15 protein-coding genes are annotated in these 15625 nt (G+C 60.9%); all 15 read right to left on the bottom strand.

Features of this window, described 5'->3' with window-relative positions; genetic code table 11:
* Positions 1-56 precede the first annotated feature (56 nt).
* The 15 genes from LW136_RS17685 to LW136_RS17755 all read right to left on the bottom strand — a co-directional run bounded on the left by LW136_RS17685 (position 57) and on the right by LW136_RS17755 (position 15624).
* Positions 57-1097, bottom strand: coding sequence for an aliphatic amidase (locus tag LW136_RS17685; protein ID WP_128710031.1), 1041 nt, complete (start codon positions 1095-1097; stop codon positions 57-59).
* Positions 1098-1183: 86 nt separating this feature from the next.
* Positions 1184-1513 carry a hypothetical protein gene (locus tag LW136_RS17690; RefSeq protein WP_128710030.1) on the bottom strand — a complete coding sequence of 110 codons (330 nt, stop codon included), beginning with the start codon at positions 1511-1513 and terminating at the stop codon, positions 1184-1186.
* A gap of 5 nt (positions 1514-1518) precedes the next feature.
* Complete coding sequence (locus tag LW136_RS17695; RefSeq protein ID WP_128710029.1) at positions 1519-2217, bottom strand: tetratricopeptide repeat protein; 699 nt, start codon at positions 2215-2217, stop codon at positions 1519-1521.
* Complete coding sequence (locus LW136_RS17700) at positions 2214-3305, bottom strand: Rieske (2Fe-2S) protein (RefSeq protein ID WP_128710028.1); 1092 nt, start codon at positions 3303-3305, stop codon at positions 2214-2216. Before LW136_RS17700 ends, LW136_RS17695 begins: the two co-directional genes overlap by 4 nt.
* A gap of 55 nt (positions 3306-3360) precedes the next feature.
* A complete protein-coding gene (locus LW136_RS17705) occupies positions 3361-5763 on the bottom strand; it encodes a N,N-dimethylformamidase beta subunit family domain-containing protein (protein ID WP_234173288.1) in 2403 nt (800 codons plus the stop codon).
* 119 nt (positions 5764-5882) lie between these two features.
* Positions 5883-6281 carry a N,N-dimethylformamidase alpha subunit family protein gene (locus LW136_RS17710; RefSeq protein WP_234173289.1) on the bottom strand — a complete coding sequence of 133 codons (399 nt, stop codon included), beginning with the start codon at positions 6279-6281 and terminating at the stop codon, positions 5883-5885.
* 85 nt (positions 6282-6366) lie between these two features.
* Positions 6367-7065 carry an urea ABC transporter ATP-binding subunit UrtE gene (gene urtE / locus LW136_RS17715; protein ID WP_128710026.1) on the bottom strand — a complete coding sequence of 233 codons (699 nt, stop codon included), beginning with the start codon at positions 7063-7065 and terminating at the stop codon, positions 6367-6369.
* Entirely contained in the window at positions 7065-7817 is a 753-nt protein-coding gene (gene urtD, locus LW136_RS17720) for an urea ABC transporter ATP-binding protein UrtD (RefSeq protein ID WP_234173296.1), read from the bottom strand. Before urtD ends, urtE begins: the two co-directional genes overlap by 1 nt.
* A 1-nt stretch (position 7818) precedes the next feature.
* Positions 7819-8928, bottom strand: coding sequence for an ABC transporter permease subunit (locus LW136_RS17725; protein WP_128710024.1), 1110 nt, complete (start codon positions 8926-8928; stop codon positions 7819-7821).
* Between the two features lie 44 nt (positions 8929-8972).
* On the bottom strand, positions 8973-9854 hold the full coding sequence (urtB, locus tag LW136_RS17730) for an urea ABC transporter permease subunit UrtB (RefSeq protein WP_128710023.1): 882 nt from the start codon (positions 9852-9854) through the stop codon (positions 8973-8975).
* A gap of 54 nt (positions 9855-9908) precedes the next feature.
* On the bottom strand, positions 9909-11219 hold the full coding sequence (locus LW136_RS17735; RefSeq protein WP_234173299.1) for a transporter substrate-binding domain-containing protein: 1311 nt from the start codon (positions 11217-11219) through the stop codon (positions 9909-9911).
* 443 nt (positions 11220-11662) lie between these two features.
* Positions 11663-12490 carry an urease accessory protein UreD gene (locus LW136_RS17740; protein ID WP_234175277.1) on the bottom strand — a complete coding sequence of 276 codons (828 nt, stop codon included), beginning with the start codon at positions 12488-12490 and terminating at the stop codon, positions 11663-11665.
* 35 nt (positions 12491-12525) lie between these two features.
* On the bottom strand, positions 12526-13191 hold the full coding sequence (gene ureG / locus LW136_RS17745; protein WP_128710045.1) for an urease accessory protein UreG: 666 nt from the start codon (positions 13189-13191) through the stop codon (positions 12526-12528).
* Between the two features lie 23 nt (positions 13192-13214).
* A complete protein-coding gene (ureC, locus tag LW136_RS17750) occupies positions 13215-14927 on the bottom strand; it encodes an urease subunit alpha (RefSeq protein WP_128710020.1) in 1713 nt (570 codons plus the stop codon).
* 1 nt (position 14928) lies between these two features.
* Positions 14929-15624 carry an urease subunit beta gene (locus tag LW136_RS17755; protein ID WP_128710019.1) on the bottom strand — a complete coding sequence of 232 codons (696 nt, stop codon included), beginning with the start codon at positions 15622-15624 and terminating at the stop codon, positions 14929-14931.
* Position 15625: the final 1 nt, after the last annotated feature.

Consider the following 15625-nt stretch of genomic DNA (forward strand, 5'->3'; position numbering starts at 1 on the left):
CGCTTTGCGTTTCACCCACCACGAAACCACGGAGCTGAAGCCCACCCTACGCCGCCCTATCCCGCGGACTTTTCCTTGCCGCCATGGGGCAGGTCATACACCGGGCAATCGGCCACACCAACGGTGCTGCGGGTCATGGCTTCCACGTCGTCGCGGGCCTTTTCGGCGTCCATCACCCAGGTGCGGTAGAACTCGAACGGGCAGTCAGCCACGCCACGGTCGCCGTCGCCGGAGTTGTGCATGCCTGTATAGCCGCGGTGCAACAGCTTGAACAGGTGGTTCTGCGACTGGTCGTTGGCACGCGCGTCGCGAATCTGCGAGATCGATAGCTGGGCGTACTGGATGCCCATTTCCTCCTCCCCGCATTCGCCGAGGGTTCGGCCGTCGAAGCCGATGAGCGCCGAGCGCCCGAAGTAGCTGTACACCCCGTCGAAGCCGGCCGCGTTGGCCACGGCCACATAGCAGTTGTTAGCCCAGGCCATGGTTTTGGACATCAGTACCTGCTGCTCCTTGGCCGGGTACATGTAGCCCTGACAGCGGACGATCAGCTCGGCCCCCTTCATGGCGCAGTCACGCCAGATTTCCGGGTAGTTGCCGTCATCGCAGATTATCAGGCTGATCTTCATGCCCTTCGGGCCTTCGGTGACGTAGGTGCGGTCGCCGGGATACCAGCCCTCGATGGGGCACCAGGGGATGCACTTGCGATACCGCTGGACGATCTCGCCCTGGTCGTTGATCAGGATCAGCGTGTTGTACGGCGCCTTGGCAGGATCTTCGTTGCGCTCGCCCGTGAGGGAAAAGATGCCCCAGGTCTTCGCCTCGCGGCAGGCGGCGGAAAAGATGGCGGTCTCCTCGCCAGGAATGGTGGCGGCGGTCGCCATCATCTCGTCCGGGTCATACATGATGCCCATGGTGCTGTATTCGGGAAACACGACGAGATCCATCCCAGGAAGGCCGAGCTTCATGCCCTTGAGCATTTCCGCAATCTTGCGGGCGTTATCGAGCACTTCGGCCTTGGTATGCAGGCGCGGCATCTTGTAGTTGACGACGGCGACGCCGACGGTATCGGGGCTGCTGGAAATGTCTCCGTGACGCATGGTGTTCACCTCTTAAAACGAAGGCAGGTCAGGCCTGCGGTCGAATAGCCAGGGAGGGGCACAGTCCCCCACAGGCTGCCGGCGTGCTAGCAGGCAGCTATTTTTTCGGTGCGCCCGCCAACCATCGGGTCGGCGCAAAAAAGGAAGACGCATAAGGCATCTGGGCCCGGCTGGCTGCACGGCGCGGTGGCCAGGCCAAAGCGCTCTTGAAAGAAGGCGAAGACGCTTTCGGCAGCACGCGCGCTGAGCGTAGGTTTCCACAGCCAGATGTCCTGCTCACGGTCCACCGCCTGGCTGGCGAACAGGGCCTGTTCGGCATCGCCGCACACGCCGACGAACCATTGCGGCTGGGCCCCTTCGAGCTCCTTGATGTAGCTGAGGAACTCAAATTTGATTTGCTGGACGCTGTAGGCCATTGCAGTTACCCCGGTATCGGTTGAAGGCGCGCAGAAGAACCGGCATCTCCGAGCCGCTGGCGCCGCTGCTCGACCAGCTCCATGCCGCACTGCTTTTCTTCGGTAGACATCAGCTCGATAACCCGCTCAAGCTGGACCAGCGCAGTGCCGACGCCGTGCTGCGCGGCCATCGACAGCCAGGCGAAGGCCTCGACGCGATCCTTCGACACGCCCTGCCCCTGCAGGTACAGGTAGCCCAGCCGCGCCTGGGACGGGTAATGCCCTTGCTCGGCCGCACGCCTGTACCAGTAGGCAGCCTTGGCGTGGTCCTGCTCGACTTGCTCGCCTTTGGAATACAGCGCCGCCAGGTTGAACTGAGCACCGCAGTCGGCGGCGGCGGCCCGTTCCAGCCAATCCAGGCCGGTGGCGACATCTACCTCGCAGCCCTGCCCCATCAGCAACATGGCGCCGACATTGGTCTGCGCCTGGGAGTGCCCACCGTGCGCCGCCTGGAGATACCACTCGAAGGCCTGACTGAGCGATGCCGGGGCGCCCTGTCCTCCGGCGAGGCAGGCCCCGACCCACATCTGCGCGGTGCTGTCACCGCCCTCGGCAAGTTGACGGAAGAGATGCAGCGCCTGCGGATAATCCCCGGCTTTGTAGCGCGCTTCGGCGATCGCCAGTGTGGGCTGGCCGCCGAGAGGCGTATCGCATGGGATGTTCATAACAAGTAATTCCTCACGTTGCCGTAGAGTTTCAAGTCACCTTCGTAGCGCGCCTCAGCCGTGATCCGGCGCACCAGGCAGGCTTGAGCCCAGCGGCCGGCGGGATCGGTTTGGGGGGTTGTTTCGTTGATGCTCGCCGGAATCGGCCGATCCAGTTGAGCGCAGAAGGCGACAGCGCGCATGCCACGCTGGTTAATCAGTCCCAGCCAGCGATCGCTCATGCCCTGCTCATCGCCGCCTGCCACCGCAGCGGTGGAGAACAGATGTATGCGACACAGTGTCTTGCCCAGTGCGGTGGGCTGCAGCAGCACCAGGCAGGTCTCGTTGCCCTGCGCCAGCATCAGCAGGTTGGGAAAACCCCAGAAGGCCAGCATGGCATCGGATCGCACCTCGAAAATATCGTCACCGCGGATCATCGAGCGCCCCGGCCCGGCCTCCAGCAGGTGCTGGCCGAGCAACTTCCAGTCGGCGTCATACTCGCGCCAATGCACGACGCGGGTGGCCGCGGCCTCCAGCACGGCCGAGCGCGCCCCCAGGTCGGTCGTGGCGAGCGGCGGCGCCTCAGGATCGAGGTTGACGAAGATCAGCTCGCCTAGAATCTGCACCCGCACCGGCAACAGGCGCTCGGGGCGTAGGCCGAGGTACTGGTGCATCGCCGAAGCGCCATCGCCCAGCTCATCGGCTGAAATCGGACCGCGGTCGCGGCTGTAGCCACAGGAAGTGAAGGAACAGCTGGTCTTGCGGCCACCCTGGCACTGCAGCGGCACGACGCGACAGCCACCATGCTGCGCCTTGTTGAAGGCACCACGCAGCGAGCCGTCTTCCTGACGCTGGACATGGATGCCGTGGTTGCCCAGCGTGTAAGGCAGCAGGTCGCCCGGGTGCGGAACGTCCCGCTGGGTGCCAATGCAGACCCAGTCGCGGGTCCAGATCCGCTCGTCCTCAAGGTAGGCGAAACTCAACGAACGGTAGGCAGCCAGCGGTAACAGCCTCGCAGGCCCCGTTTGGGCGATGCAGTCGGCGTAGGTTTCCGAGGCGCACAGATCCACTCCGCCCTCGAAATAGCCAAGTTCTGGTCGACGCGACATGTCGTTACTCCCGTTTTCGTGAAAGCCGGAGGGGGATCGACCCCTCCGGGTACGCTCAGCTGCGCCGACGATGCCGGTCTTCCGGTGCATCGTAGTCCGCGCGGCCACGGTACTGAATCGCGTCCGAGGGCGGCGACGGCAGCGGTCCGTCCATCGAGAAGCGGTCCAGTACGTTCTTCACCAGTCGGGAGATGTTGTTGTCGCAATTGTTCCAGGGCAGCGAGCCGCAGAAGGCAATCGAGCTGAAGGCGAAGCAGGCGCCGCCGTTGGGCGTCTCGTGATAGGCGATATCCGAGCGCACACGCGGGTGCACGGTGCCATCGAGGCCCTGCTGGTTGAAGCCGAAGTCCTCCATGACCAGCAGGTAGGCCTCGGTGTGACGCCCGGCCGATGTCGCCACCGTCAGGGTGTGCGGCGGCGAGCCGAGCATGGTGTCGACGATGTCCAGTTCGAGCCCCGCCGCTCCTCCGCCGACCAGACCGAAATTGCCGAGCTTCTCGTCGTAGTCGATGCCCTCGAACGCCCAGCTGACCCGCGGGTCATTGCTGTCCGGCGTACGCGAATAGTAGGAGGAGATGTCGAAGCCTTCGGATGACATGCCGGTACCTGCTACCGAGTGCAGGTAGCGGCCGCGGTAACGCCACATGCCGCCGAGCTCGCCGGTACCCTGGTGGTAGTACTCGCCCGGGTCCGCACGCCAGGTGCGGATGCCCGACTCGCATCGGCGCATCTCGGTGATCACGCCACGGCCGGTGCCCTCGTAGGCGGGGTGGTACGAATGCACCCAGTACCAGGCGTCGGCCCCCATGTACATCAGTCGGCCGCCGCGCTGGGTGTAGTTGTGCAACGCATCGAGCTGGGTGCCGCTGTTATGTTCGGGGTGCGACCCGGTGATGATGACGTTGTAGTTCTCCAGCCGGGCGAGCCCTTCGTAGGTCACGTCCTCGTCGGTGAACACGTCGTATTCATAGCCCATCGTCTCCAGCCAGTAGACCAGGTGCAGGTCGGCCGGGTATTGCCAGGGCGCCTGGGCCAGAAAGTGATCGTACTTGGGGCGGATGCTGAGGATCGGGCGCAGCCGCGACGACATGCAGATACCGCTGCCGTCGGTATGGGTGTCGTATATCGACCCGCCGTACTCGCGGTGCTCGGCCAGGTACATGTTCTGGTGCTGCATGATCGGCACTCGGTAGACGAACAGCTCCGCGCCACCGGCGTTGCAGGCCACGTGTTCGTTGGCATAGGCCATATAGCTGATGGTCGGCACCATCACCGCGATCTTCGACTGCTCCTTGCCGATTTCCGGCACAACCCAGAACGGGATGTAGTCTTCGTCGCCGTCGGCGGTGGTCAGTTTAGCGGCGTAGAAACGGCTCTTGACGTCGGCCGGCACCTGCCACTCGAAGTCGACCTCCCAGCGCGCGTCATCGACGTCGTCGTCATGAAAGTGGATCGCGCCGTATTCCTTGGGCGACTGCTTCCAGTCGAATACGGTGCCGGACCAGTTGTGGCCGGTCAGTGCACGCGTCGGACAGTTCACCAGGCGTGCATTGAGGTGATACGGACCGTTGTCCTTGGCCACGATGGTGTTGATGCCTTCGGAGAAGTCCCATGCTGCCACGATGCATTCGGACAGCTCGGCGGTCGGGCCGGTGCTGCGTCGCTCGGTCATGCCCAGCTGGGCGCCTTGCTTCATTGCCTCGATCTCGAAGCGGCTCAATGCGCGGTTGCACAGACGGGGCGAATCGATCTTGCCGTTGTACTTGCCAGCAAACACCACGCCGGAAGGAAGCGAAGACCTGGCCAGCGGGCCGCCATCGGCCGCCTCTACATAGGCCGCAATTGCCAGCGGAATCGGCTTGTGCACGATCCGGGTGGAAATCGTTTCGCGGACCGGCTCGATGACCGGGTCCAGCGCATACATGATCTGCGGTTCGTGGTAGAGGATCGCCTCTCCCGTGGCGGCATCAAAGGTCGCGGCCAGGAAGTGCCAGGCATGGTCCCGCAGCGGCAACGACGTGCTGATCTTGTGATCATTGATGCGCAACTCGGCGCAACCGTCTTCGTTGATGAACAGACCGAAGCCTTCTCCACCGGACCACTTGGTCACCAGTCCCTGGGGTCCATGCTTCCAGTAGCGCGGGTGGGTCTTTGGCGCGGTCGGCCAGACCCAGCATTGAAGCGTAAAGCTTTCGACCTGCAACGGCTTGGCATCGGCGACAAAGCCATAGGAACCGCCATGTATGATCTGCTTGCGACCCTGCACCTCGCCCTTAAAAGCGCCGGGTACCGCCTTCTCGATAAATCCCGGGCCTCGTGGATTGGTGTCCCCATGGATCATCTGGACGATTTCGGCTTGAAAACTCTCAGGACCATCGCAGTTGATATAGAACTTGATAGCTTCACCGGGATGCACACTAAATTTATCGGCATATCCGGTCAATCTCATTGCAGTCATTCTAATGGCTCCATTATTTTTGCACGCAGCTGCCCGGGCGGCTCAACTTATGAGCCGCGTCGGCAACGGTTTCAGTTAACTTATCGAAGCGGGCTTACATGAACTGAAATATATCAGTGTCAGGTAATCGGCCAGTTGTCATCCTTGCGCTTCCAGCCTTCGTGATAATGCTCTGGCATACCGGCATCCTTGGGCAGCTCATCAAGTCGCATGAGAAAGATGTCATGCTGAATTTCCTGCTCGTCGTCGTAGACCTTGTCATTGACGAATACCGGGGGCACTCCACGAATGCCCGAGAGCCGCGCGATACGCCACTCCTTTTCGATCTTTGTGCAAACGATGATCAGCTTCCCGGCCACGCTTTCGCCACGCATGCGCAACAGTACCCGCCGCAGATCGGGGTGGTCGATCCAGCCCCCGCTGATATCGGTAGTATCACCCGGCGTCGCGCAGCGTACGACGGAGAACCCCGCCACGCCTTTCATGGAGTCAACACACCGGCGATGCTCTTCAATCATGGCGTCGCGTTCCGGTGTGCCCTTGTCAGGTATCGATATCATCTTTCCTCTCCTCTTGTGATCAAGACTAAATCCGAACAGCTTTCTAAACAGTCAGATGCTTTTCCACCAACTCATCGGTCAGTTGGTCGATAGAGCCGTTGGCGACGATCCTTCCGTTATCCATCATCAGAAAATCGTCACCCAAGGAACGCGCAACTTTTATATGCTGCTCGGAGAGAATCAAGGTAATGCCGTGTTCCTTGTTCAACATCCGTAGCTTATTGCCGATTTCTGCAACGATGTTGGGCTGAATTCCTTCGGTAGGTTCGTCCAGCAAAAGCATTTTCGGATTGACGGCGAGCGCCCGGGCAATAGCCAATTGTTGCTGCTGGCCGCCGGAAAGGAGCCCGGCGCGGCGATCGAGGTTGTCTGCCAGATAGGGAAACAGTTCCAGGCACAAGTCGGGCACTTCGGTCTTGCCATCGGGGCGCGCGAACGACCCCAGCAGGATGTTTTCCCGCACCGTGAACTTGCCGAAGATCTGCCGCCCCTGGGGGATGTAACCGATGCCATGGCGGCTACGTGCGTGGGTCGGTATGTAGCCCACCTCCTCCCCAAGCATCTTGATGCTCCCGGTGGTGCGATCGGCCAGCCCCATGATGGTTCGCATCAAGGTAGTCTTGCCCACCCCGTTGCGCCCCAGCACGCACAGGCACGAGCCCTGTTTCAGGTCGAAGGAGATATCCCGGAGGATCTGCGTCTTGCCATAGAAGGAAGACACCCTGTCGAGGTTCATCAGCATCAGGCAACCTCCTCTTCTTCGGTCCCCAAGTAGACGTCACGAACCTTGGGGTCAGCCTCGATCTCGTCGATGCGCCCCTGCGCCAGCAGACTACCCATGTGCATGACGGTAACCACGTCGGCGATCTGCCGGACGAAGCCCATGTCATGCTCGACCACGATCAGCGTGGCACTCTTGCGGATCTCCCGGAGCAGACGCGCCGTTTTCTCCACTTCGACTTCCGTCATGCCCGCAATCGGCTCGTCGAGCAGGAGCAACTGCGGCTCTTGCATCAACACCATGCCAATCTCCAGCCACTGGGTTTCGCCATGGGAAAGCAGCCCGGCCTCGATGTGCAGCCGATCCTGCAGGCCGACCAGCGAACAGACTTCGTCCAGGCGCCGCTTCATGGCCTCATCGCTGAACCGGAACATGTTGCGGATCGGGTTGGTCACGTGGCTGTAGGCCACTTCCAGGTTGTCCTCCACCGACAGGCTCTTGAACACCGCCGGCACCTGGAATTTGCGCCCCACGCCACACTTGGCGATCTGGTTCTCACTCATGCCCGTGAGCTCAAAGCCGCGAAAATTCACGCTTCCACTAGTGGGTTTCAAACGTCCGCTGATCAGGTCCATCAGCGTGGTCTTGCCGGCGCCGTTGGGACCAACGAGGCAGGACAAGGTGCCTTCCACCACATCCAGGCTGAAGCCGCGGATTACATGGTGTGTGTCAAACTTTTTGTGCAGTTCGCGAATTTCCAATACACCCGGCATGTCAACCTCCTACCTTGAGCGACCGCGACTTAACCGATTCGCGGGTTTTCGAACGTGCGGGTGAAACCCGGGCGAGGGTCATCTCGAGCAAGCCTGCCAGCCCGCTCGGCAAAAAGCGCACGACCAGGATGAAAAAGAAGCCGAGGATCAGAATCCAGCTGTTGAGGAAGGAGTCGCCCAGATAGCTCTGCCCGCCTTGGATCAAGAAGGCACCAATGATCGCGCCCAAGAGCGACAGGCGCCCCCCAATACCCGCCCAGATCACTATCGTGATACTGAAGGCTACGTCGAATTGCGCGGGCGACACGTACTGCACCAGCAAGGCGAAACAGCAGCCGGCCACCGCCGCGATGAAGCCCGAGACGGTGTAGATCAGCGTCTCGTACAGCGCAACGCTGTAGCCGAGGAAGCGCACCCGCTCCGGATCGCTTTTCAACGCCTTGACGACCTGCCCGAACTTGCTCTGCGTCAGCAACTTGGCCAGCAAGGTCAGCCCGGCCAGCAGGACGAACACCAGCCAGAATGCAGTCGAAGAATAGGGATCGAGCATGGTCCCGAAGACTTCCAGGGGCATGGGCGGGCTGATCCCGTTGACGCCGTTGGTATAGGGCTGTACGTCGATGATCAGGGTGTAGATCGCACTGAGCATGGCCAGCGACATGATCGCGAAGAACGGCCCGGAGACGCGGGCCTGGAACATCAGCCCACCGAACAACAGGCAGAACGCCGTCGGTACCGCCAGTGCCAGGAAAAGCCCCCCGCCCGTGCTCCAGAACGGCTCCCAGAACCATGGCAGCTGCTCCAGACCATTGTTCAGCATGAACGGCGGGACCGGGTTCATGTCCGGATCTTGGGACTGCATCTGCATCGTCATGGCCGTGCAATAAGCCGCGAGCCCGAAGGACACACCCTGGCCCAGATTCAGGATGCCGCCGATGCCCCAGCACAGGCTGATCGACATCGCTAGCAGGCCATAGACCCCGTAGACCGCGAACTGGTTGAGCAGAAACGCGTCTTCGACGGTAGACATGACCAGTGCGAGCACACCGAAAAAGGCTAGGTAGAGTGCCCATTGGGCACGCTTGTCGTGGTAGAGATTGCGGATTGGCATTGACTTCGCCTCCATTGCAGCAGGTAGGGTTGGGCGGTATGCGCTCATCGGCGTGTGGCTCCGGCAGCGAACAGTCCCTGCGGACGGAATCGGAGGAAAACCACAATAAGAATGAACAGCAGGAAGCGGGCAAAGGTGGAATTGAAGATGAAGGCGAACACGGACTGTATCTCGCCCATCAGCGCCGCTGCCGCCACGCTGCCGGCCAACGCACCGCCTCCGGTGACCACCACCAGGAACGACTCGACCACATAGCCGGCGCCCATGGTCGGCAGGACGATGTTCAATGCCGCAAACAGCGCTCCGGCCAGGCCCGCCAGCCCCGAGCCCAGGGCAAAGGTGTACATGTAGATCCGGCTCGAATTGATGCCGAACGAGGCGGCCATCTCCTTGTTCTGGGTGACCGCGCGAATCTTGATGCCGAAATGGGTACGGTAGAACAGGTACCAGATCGCACCGACCAGCAACACCGCGCCAAACACCAGAAAGATGCGGAAGGCCGAGAGGCTCAGCGGTCCCAACATCACATTGCTGGAAAGAAACTCTGGCATGTTGATGTACTTGGGCTCGCTGCCGAAAATAATGCGTATGCCCTGCATCAGTACCAGCGAGACTCCCCAGGTCGCCAGCAGCGTGTCCAGCGGACGCGCATAGAGGTATCGAATCAGTACCCTCTCGATTACCAGACCGATCAGCCCGACGATCACAAAGGACAGTGGCAGGCATAAAAGGAACGGCACGCCCAGAAACGCCTGCAGGCAGTAGGCGCTGTAGGCCCCGAGCATGATGAACTCGCCATGGGCCATGTTGATTACGCCCGCCGTGCCATAAATGATGGTCAGGCCCAACGCGGCGATCAGCCATATGCTGCCGATGCTCAACCCCAGCACCAGCGAATTTGCGAAGGAAACCCACGCGAAGTCCATGCTTCTTCCTCTTTCAGTACGGAAGGGCCGGCAAACCGGCCCGTGTGAAGATCGTCAGATCACGTTCTTTCGAACCGAGCCGTTCGGCAACTTCAGGCCTTCGGCCGTGCAGATGCCAGAATCCGGGTAGATCGAAAAAGGCTCGGGCGCGACGTGCTCGCTGGCGTGCTTGACGATCTTGAAGCTGCCGTCGGACTGGCACTGGCCGATCTTCGGGACCAGCCACGCGTTGAAGTTCTGCTCGTCGATCCAGATAGGGCCTTCCGGAGAGATGTCTGCTTCCAGGCGCACTCCCGCAGCGGCATCGCGAATCAACCTGGGCGTTACGTCTTCCAGGCCGTGCTGCGCAATCGCCTTTTCCAGCGCGGCCTTGAACACATACGCCGAGGTGTAGGTTTCCTCCATGTTGTAGTGCGTGGTGCCGTTCTTGCCGTATTTACTGCTGAGGAAGTTTTCGACGAAACGCTGGTTGGTCGGATTGTCTAGCGCTTGGAAATAGGGCGCCGAGAGAAAGTGACCCGCGCCATACTCGTTGCCCATTGCACGGGTTTCGATCTCGCCGGTGGTCAGCGAGGCGATCGGCATCGAGTCCGCACTGAAGCCGGCTTGGCGGAACTGGCGATGGAATGCAATATCGGAGGAGCCGACTACCGTAGAGAAGATGAAATCGGGCTTGGCTGCACGGATCTTGTTCAGAACCGGGCCGAATTCGGAGCTACCCAGCGGGATGTATTCCTCGCCCAGCAGCTCGCCACCCGCCTGCTCCAGCGAGATCCGCGCGTTCTTGTTCGATTCCTTCGGCCAAACGTAGTTGGAGCCGACGAAGAACACCCGCTTGCCAAAGTTTTGCACCATGTAAGGGATCAGATCCTTGGAATGCTGGTTGGCCAGCGGCCCGGTGCAGACCGTGTTCTGCGTGCACTCCGCTCCCTCGTAGCAGGTCGGGTAGAACAGCAGGTTGTTCTGGCTCATCACAGTAGGCAGCACGGCCTTGCGGCTCGCCGAGGTATAGCAGCCGAACACCGAGATCACCTTGTGCCGCAGAATCAGCTCACGCATTTTCTCCGAGTAGACGTTCATGTCCGATTTGGCGTCGATGATGATCGGCTCGATTGGCGACCCATTGATGCCCCCCGCCGCGTTGATCTCGTCGATGGCGTATTGCATGACCAGGGCCGAGTCTTCCTCCGGCACCGCCAGACCGCCGGTGAGCGAGAACAGAATGCCGACCTTGATCGGCTTGCCGGGATCAAGCGTTGCCCCCCACGCCTCGCGCGCGGAGGGAATAAGGATGCTCGGCGCGGCAACCGCTGCCGCCGCAGTAAGTGAGGCATTACGGAGAAATCGGCGTCTTGTAGTGCTCATGAATATCGCTCCCTTGATCCTCTGACGAGTCTTTAATATGAGGCGTTAGTTACACTGAAACCAACTGCAGCAGCCGTGCCAAAAACCAAGAACCCCACAATAATTTATTTTCTCTAATGTTTTTGCACCTTTATCCCAACTTACAAGCGCTTAGAAAGATCATTACGCAGCTTTTTCCCAGCTTGCCCGCGCCCCAAATAAGTGCGGCATGCACCAATTGCTTACAAGTATTAAATATAATAAAAATTAGCAAAGAAAGACTTGCTCTTCGAGAGCCTGCTCGAAAAGTTTACTCTTTAAAACCCCTGATAAAACAAGGAGCTATTATTTTAACGAAAGCCCCAACCGCTTCTTTGAAAGCGAAGCTAACCCAAAAACATTTTGGGTTAATAAATCGATGGCCTTCATCGGCGGATGATTATGGCGAGCAGCTAACTTTCATGTTAATACTCTCTTGCTAGACGATCCTCTTCCAAAGGTTTCATCAGCAAAGGACGGATCGAGGATCGGATATCGTTTAGTTGTCGCGTCATGGCCACAGCGCTTTTAGCTATGACACGGACCCATATGCCACAACTTCCAGGTAACTCGCTTGTGCCGACATAGATTTCGTCATCACTGAATGAAACCTGGCGGACGTATTCGGTTAATAAAGCTGCATTTACCTTTCGAGTGAAAATGAAAAATGTGCCCAGCGTGCCGAACCCTCCGTTTATCCCAACCCGAGGTTCGCTTAGGTCAGCGCCTTCGATGCGCATTCGATCGAGAACCCGAAGGCGCCCATCTGAATCACGGACCCGTGTCACGCTGTGGTAATGACCGAAGCGCTCAACATTGCCGCCCGGCCCATGGGCTAGGCAGACATCCCAAAGAAGCAAGCTCGCCTGGGGGTTCAGGCTTACGTCGACCTCGTTCAGTAATTGCGCACCGGGAAACAGGACTGTCGGTTTGGGCAGGTATTCGAGAAGGGCATTCGCGCCGACCTCCAGGCAGATGCGCTGGCGGGCCGAGCCACCCTGCATACCATGAACGATTGTCGAAGCGCCGGTGGACAGATGCACCATCGCACCCGATCCGACCGAGACGGCAAGCCCCAAGTCTTCACCTTCGAAAATTCCGCCTGAGCAGGACTGCAGCAGAACCGTTGCCATCGGCGCGGGGTCGGCCGGCAGTCGCAGCACCCGCCCGACGTGGTAGGGATAACCCACCTGCTGGCGGGCAAGGAAGGTCACGTCATCGGGGGAGCGGGTAAATGCCAGGCGCGCCTGCACCGGCAGCAAGGAAGCAACTCCTGGCATTGGCGCGTTCATGCGGCGTGAAACAGCACAGCGGAGCAGATCGCGTCGACCACAGCATCGACGCCTTCGCCCGTCGCGCAGTTGGTGAACAGCACCGGCTTGTCACCACGCGCTTCACCAGCCTCCCGGCGCATGCGCTCCAAGTCCACACCGACATATGGCGCAAGGTCCTGCTTGTTGATCACCAGCAGGTCGCAACCCAGCACACCAGGCCCGCGCTTGCGCGGAATATCATCGCCGCCCGAGACGTCGATGACGAAGATCCAGAAATCCACCAGATCCAGCGAAAAGGTCGAAGCGAGGTTATCTCCACCCGACTCGATCAGTACCAACTCAAGCCCCGGAAAGGCGAGTTCCAGCTCGTCAGCCATCTGCTGGTTGACCGTCGGGTCCTCCCGTATTGCGGTGTGCGGGCAGGCGCCCGTTTCCACCGCACACACCCGTTGCGGGTCGATCAGCCCGCTGCGCTGGATACGCTCGGCATCCTCGCGGGTCACCAGGTCATTGGTGATGACGGCGAGCTTCACATTGCGCTCAAGCAAGCGCGGGATCAGTCGCTCGAGCAGGCGCGTCTTGCCGGAACCGACCGGGCCGCCGATGCCGACACGGGCAGCGCCCAAGTGGCCCCCGGCCGGATCGGCCGAGAGAATGGAGGGGTGATCGGGCAGTGGCATGGTCACTTGGCTCTCCTTTATCACTATCGCAGCATGTAACGCTGGGTGAGTGGCAGTTCGCTGGCTGGGTCGCATGTCAGCAATTGGCCGTCAGCGAAGACCTCGAACGTCTGCGCATTGACCGTGATCGCCGGGCAGGCATCGTTATGTAGCATGTCCGACTTGCGCAGAGTCCGGGTGCCGGAGCAGGGAAGCAGCTGCTTGCGCAGCCCGAGCCGTGACCGGGCATCGTGGTCGATGGCCAATTGGGTGACGAAGTTGACCGACAACCCCTTCTGCGCCTCCCCGAAGGCGCCCCACTGCGGGCGCATGGCAAGCGGCTCGCAGGTGTACAGCGAGGCCGCTGAGTCGCCCATTGCTGCATGGACGATGAAACCGCCCTTGATCACTACCTCCGGCTTGATGCCGAAGAATTCTGGCCGCCACAGCACCAGGTCTGCCAGCTTGCCGGGCTCGATCGACCCCACGTAGCGGTCGATGCCAAACACCTTCGCGGCGTTGAGCGTGTACTTGGCGATGTACCGCTTGATCCGCTCGTTGTCGCCGATCCGCGTCTTTTCCTCCGGCAACCGACCGCGCTGATCTTTCATCTTCGAGGCGAGCTGCCATGTCCGACTGATGACCTCATTTATACGGCCCATGCCCTGGCTGTCCGAGCCGAGCATCGAAATCGCGCCGAGGTCGTGCAGCACGTCCTCAGCCGCGATGGTCTGAGCGCGGACCCGCGACTCGGCGAAGGCGACATCCTCCGGGACATTCGGATTCAGGTGATGGCACACCATGATCATGTCCAGGTGTTCGTCGAAAGTATTCACCGTGTAGGGGTTGGTCGGATTGGTCGACGACGGCAGGCAGTTGTCCCGCCCGGCCACCGCGATGATATCTGGCGCATGCCCGCCGCCCGCCCCTTCGGTGTGGTACATATGAATGGTGCGGTCGCCAATGGCGGCCAAGGTGTCTTCGAGAAAGCCGGACTCGTTCAGCGTGTCGGTATGCAGCTGCACCTGGAAGTCGTACTGGTCGGCCACGCTCAGGCAGGTATCGATCACCGCAGGCATCGCACCCCAATCCTCGTGGATCTTCAGACCCAGGCAGCCGCCACGCAGCTGGCCGAGCAGCGATTCGGGCTTGCTCGAATTGCCGCGGCCGAGGAAGCCGAAGTTGATCGGCCAGGCTTCCGAGGCCTGCAGCATCTTGCCGACGTTCCATTCGCCGCCGCAGTCGATGCCGACGGTGATCGGTCCCAGCGAGCCCCCGATCAGTGTGGTCAGCCCCGAGGCCAACGCGTGCTCGCACAGCTGCGCCGAGTCGAAATGCACATGAACGTCGATTCCGCCCGGCGTGACGATCATTCCTTCCGCATCACGCACGGTGGTCGATACGCCACAGATCAGACTGGGCGTGACGCCATCCATCACCTGCGGGTTGCCGGCCTTGCCGACAGCCACGATCAGCCCTTCCTTTATGCCGATGTCACCCTTTACCACACCCAGCACCGGGTCGATGATGGTGGCGTTGCAGAGCAGCATGTCCAGCGCGCCGTCGGCGCTGTCGTGCCCCGGCATCAAGCCCATGCCATCGCGCAGGGTCTTGCCACCGCCATGCAGACATTCGTCGCCCGGCACCGCATGGTCGAATTCGACTTCCGCTAGCAGCGAGGTGTCGCCTAGCCGCAGCGCATCGCCGGTCGTGGGGCCGAACATTTCCGCATAGGCCTTGTGGCTCATTCTGGTCATCTCAAGCTCCCGAAAAGTTTTTATCGCGGGCTCGCTGCAACGCGGCCGCCTTGCAGGCCGGATCGGCGATCGATCCATTGGTGAGGCCGCTGAAGCCGTACACCTCGCCGGTGCCGCCGAAGGCCACCAGCTCGATCTCGCGCTCCTCGCCAGGTTCGAAGCGCACCGCGGTGCCGGCCGGAATGTCCAGATGCATGCCGAACGCGGCCTCACGATCGAAGTGAAGGTTCCGGTTCACCTCGAAAAAGTGGTAATGGCTGCCAACCTGGATGGGCCGATCCCCCCCATTAAGGGCATTCAATCGGCAGCGGCGACGCCCGGGACTCAGCTCGATGTCACCATCAGCGGGGATCAGCTCCCCAGGCCGGCGATAGTCGCCCTGCGCCAGCCGCCCCGGCCGAATCGGCTGATGCACCGTGACCAGCTTGGTACCGTCCGGGAAAGTCGCCTCGACCTGCAAAACCGGCATCAGCTCGGCCACCCCGGACATCACCGCGTCGGTGTCGAGCAGGGTGGCGCCAAAGCCGATCAGCTCCGCCACGCTTCGTCCTTCGCGGGCGCCCTCGATGATTTCATCCGCGATCAGCGCGGTTGCTTCGGGATGGTTGAGGCGTAGCCCTTTGGCGCGTCGCTTTCGGGCGATTTCGGCTGCTGTGTAAAGCGTCAGGCGTTCGAGTTCAGTAGGTGTCAGCAGCATG

This window comes from Stutzerimonas kunmingensis, assembly GCF_021432085.1.
GTDB lineage: Bacteria > Pseudomonadota > Gammaproteobacteria > Pseudomonadales > Pseudomonadaceae > Stutzerimonas.

What these genes read in the sequence shown, in the direction of transcription:
- LW136_RS17705 (WP_234173288.1), bottom strand. Translation starts at nt 5,763, where the DNA reads ATGACTGCAATGAGATTGACCGGATATGCCGATAAATTTAGTGTGCAT.
- LW136_RS17725 (WP_128710024.1), bottom strand. Translation starts at nt 8,928, where the DNA reads ATGCCAATCCGCAATCTCTACCACGACAAGCGTGCCCAATGGGCACTC.
- LW136_RS17710 (WP_234173289.1), bottom strand. Translation starts at nt 6,281, where the DNA reads ATGATTGAAGAGCATCGCCGGTGTGTTGACTCCATGAAAGGCGTGGCG.
- urtE (WP_128710026.1), bottom strand. Translation starts at nt 7,065, where the DNA reads ATGCTGATGAACCTCGACAGGGTGTCTTCCTTCTATGGCAAGACGCAG.
- LW136_RS17700 (WP_128710028.1), bottom strand. Translation starts at nt 3,305, where the DNA reads ATGTCGCGTCGACCAGAACTTGGCTATTTCGAGGGCGGAGTGGATCTG.
- ureG (WP_128710045.1), bottom strand. Translation starts at nt 13,191, where the DNA reads ATGCCACTGCCCGATCACCCCTCCATTCTCTCGGCCGATCCGGCCGGG.
- LW136_RS17690 (WP_128710030.1), bottom strand. Translation starts at nt 1,513, where the DNA reads ATGGCCTACAGCGTCCAGCAAATCAAATTTGAGTTCCTCAGCTACATC.
- LW136_RS17735 (WP_234173299.1), bottom strand. Translation starts at nt 11,219, where the DNA reads ATGAGCACTACAAGACGCCGATTTCTCCGTAATGCCTCACTTACTGCG.
- LW136_RS17755 (WP_128710019.1), bottom strand. Translation starts at nt 15,624, where the DNA reads ATGCTGCTGACACCTACTGAACTCGAACGCCTGACGCTTTACACAGCA.
- urtB (WP_128710023.1), bottom strand. Translation starts at nt 9,854, where the DNA reads ATGGACTTCGCGTGGGTTTCCTTCGCAAATTCGCTGGTGCTGGGGTTG.
- urtD (WP_234173296.1), bottom strand. Translation starts at nt 7,817, where the DNA reads ATGCCGGGTGTATTGGAAATTCGCGAACTGCACAAAAAGTTTGACACA.
- LW136_RS17695 (WP_128710029.1), bottom strand. Translation starts at nt 2,217, where the DNA reads ATGAACATCCCATGCGATACGCCTCTCGGCGGCCAGCCCACACTGGCG.
- LW136_RS17685 (WP_128710031.1), bottom strand. Translation starts at nt 1,097, where the DNA reads ATGCGTCACGGAGACATTTCCAGCAGCCCCGATACCGTCGGCGTCGCC.
- ureC (WP_128710020.1), bottom strand. Translation starts at nt 14,927, where the DNA reads ATGACCAGAATGAGCCACAAGGCCTATGCGGAAATGTTCGGCCCCACG.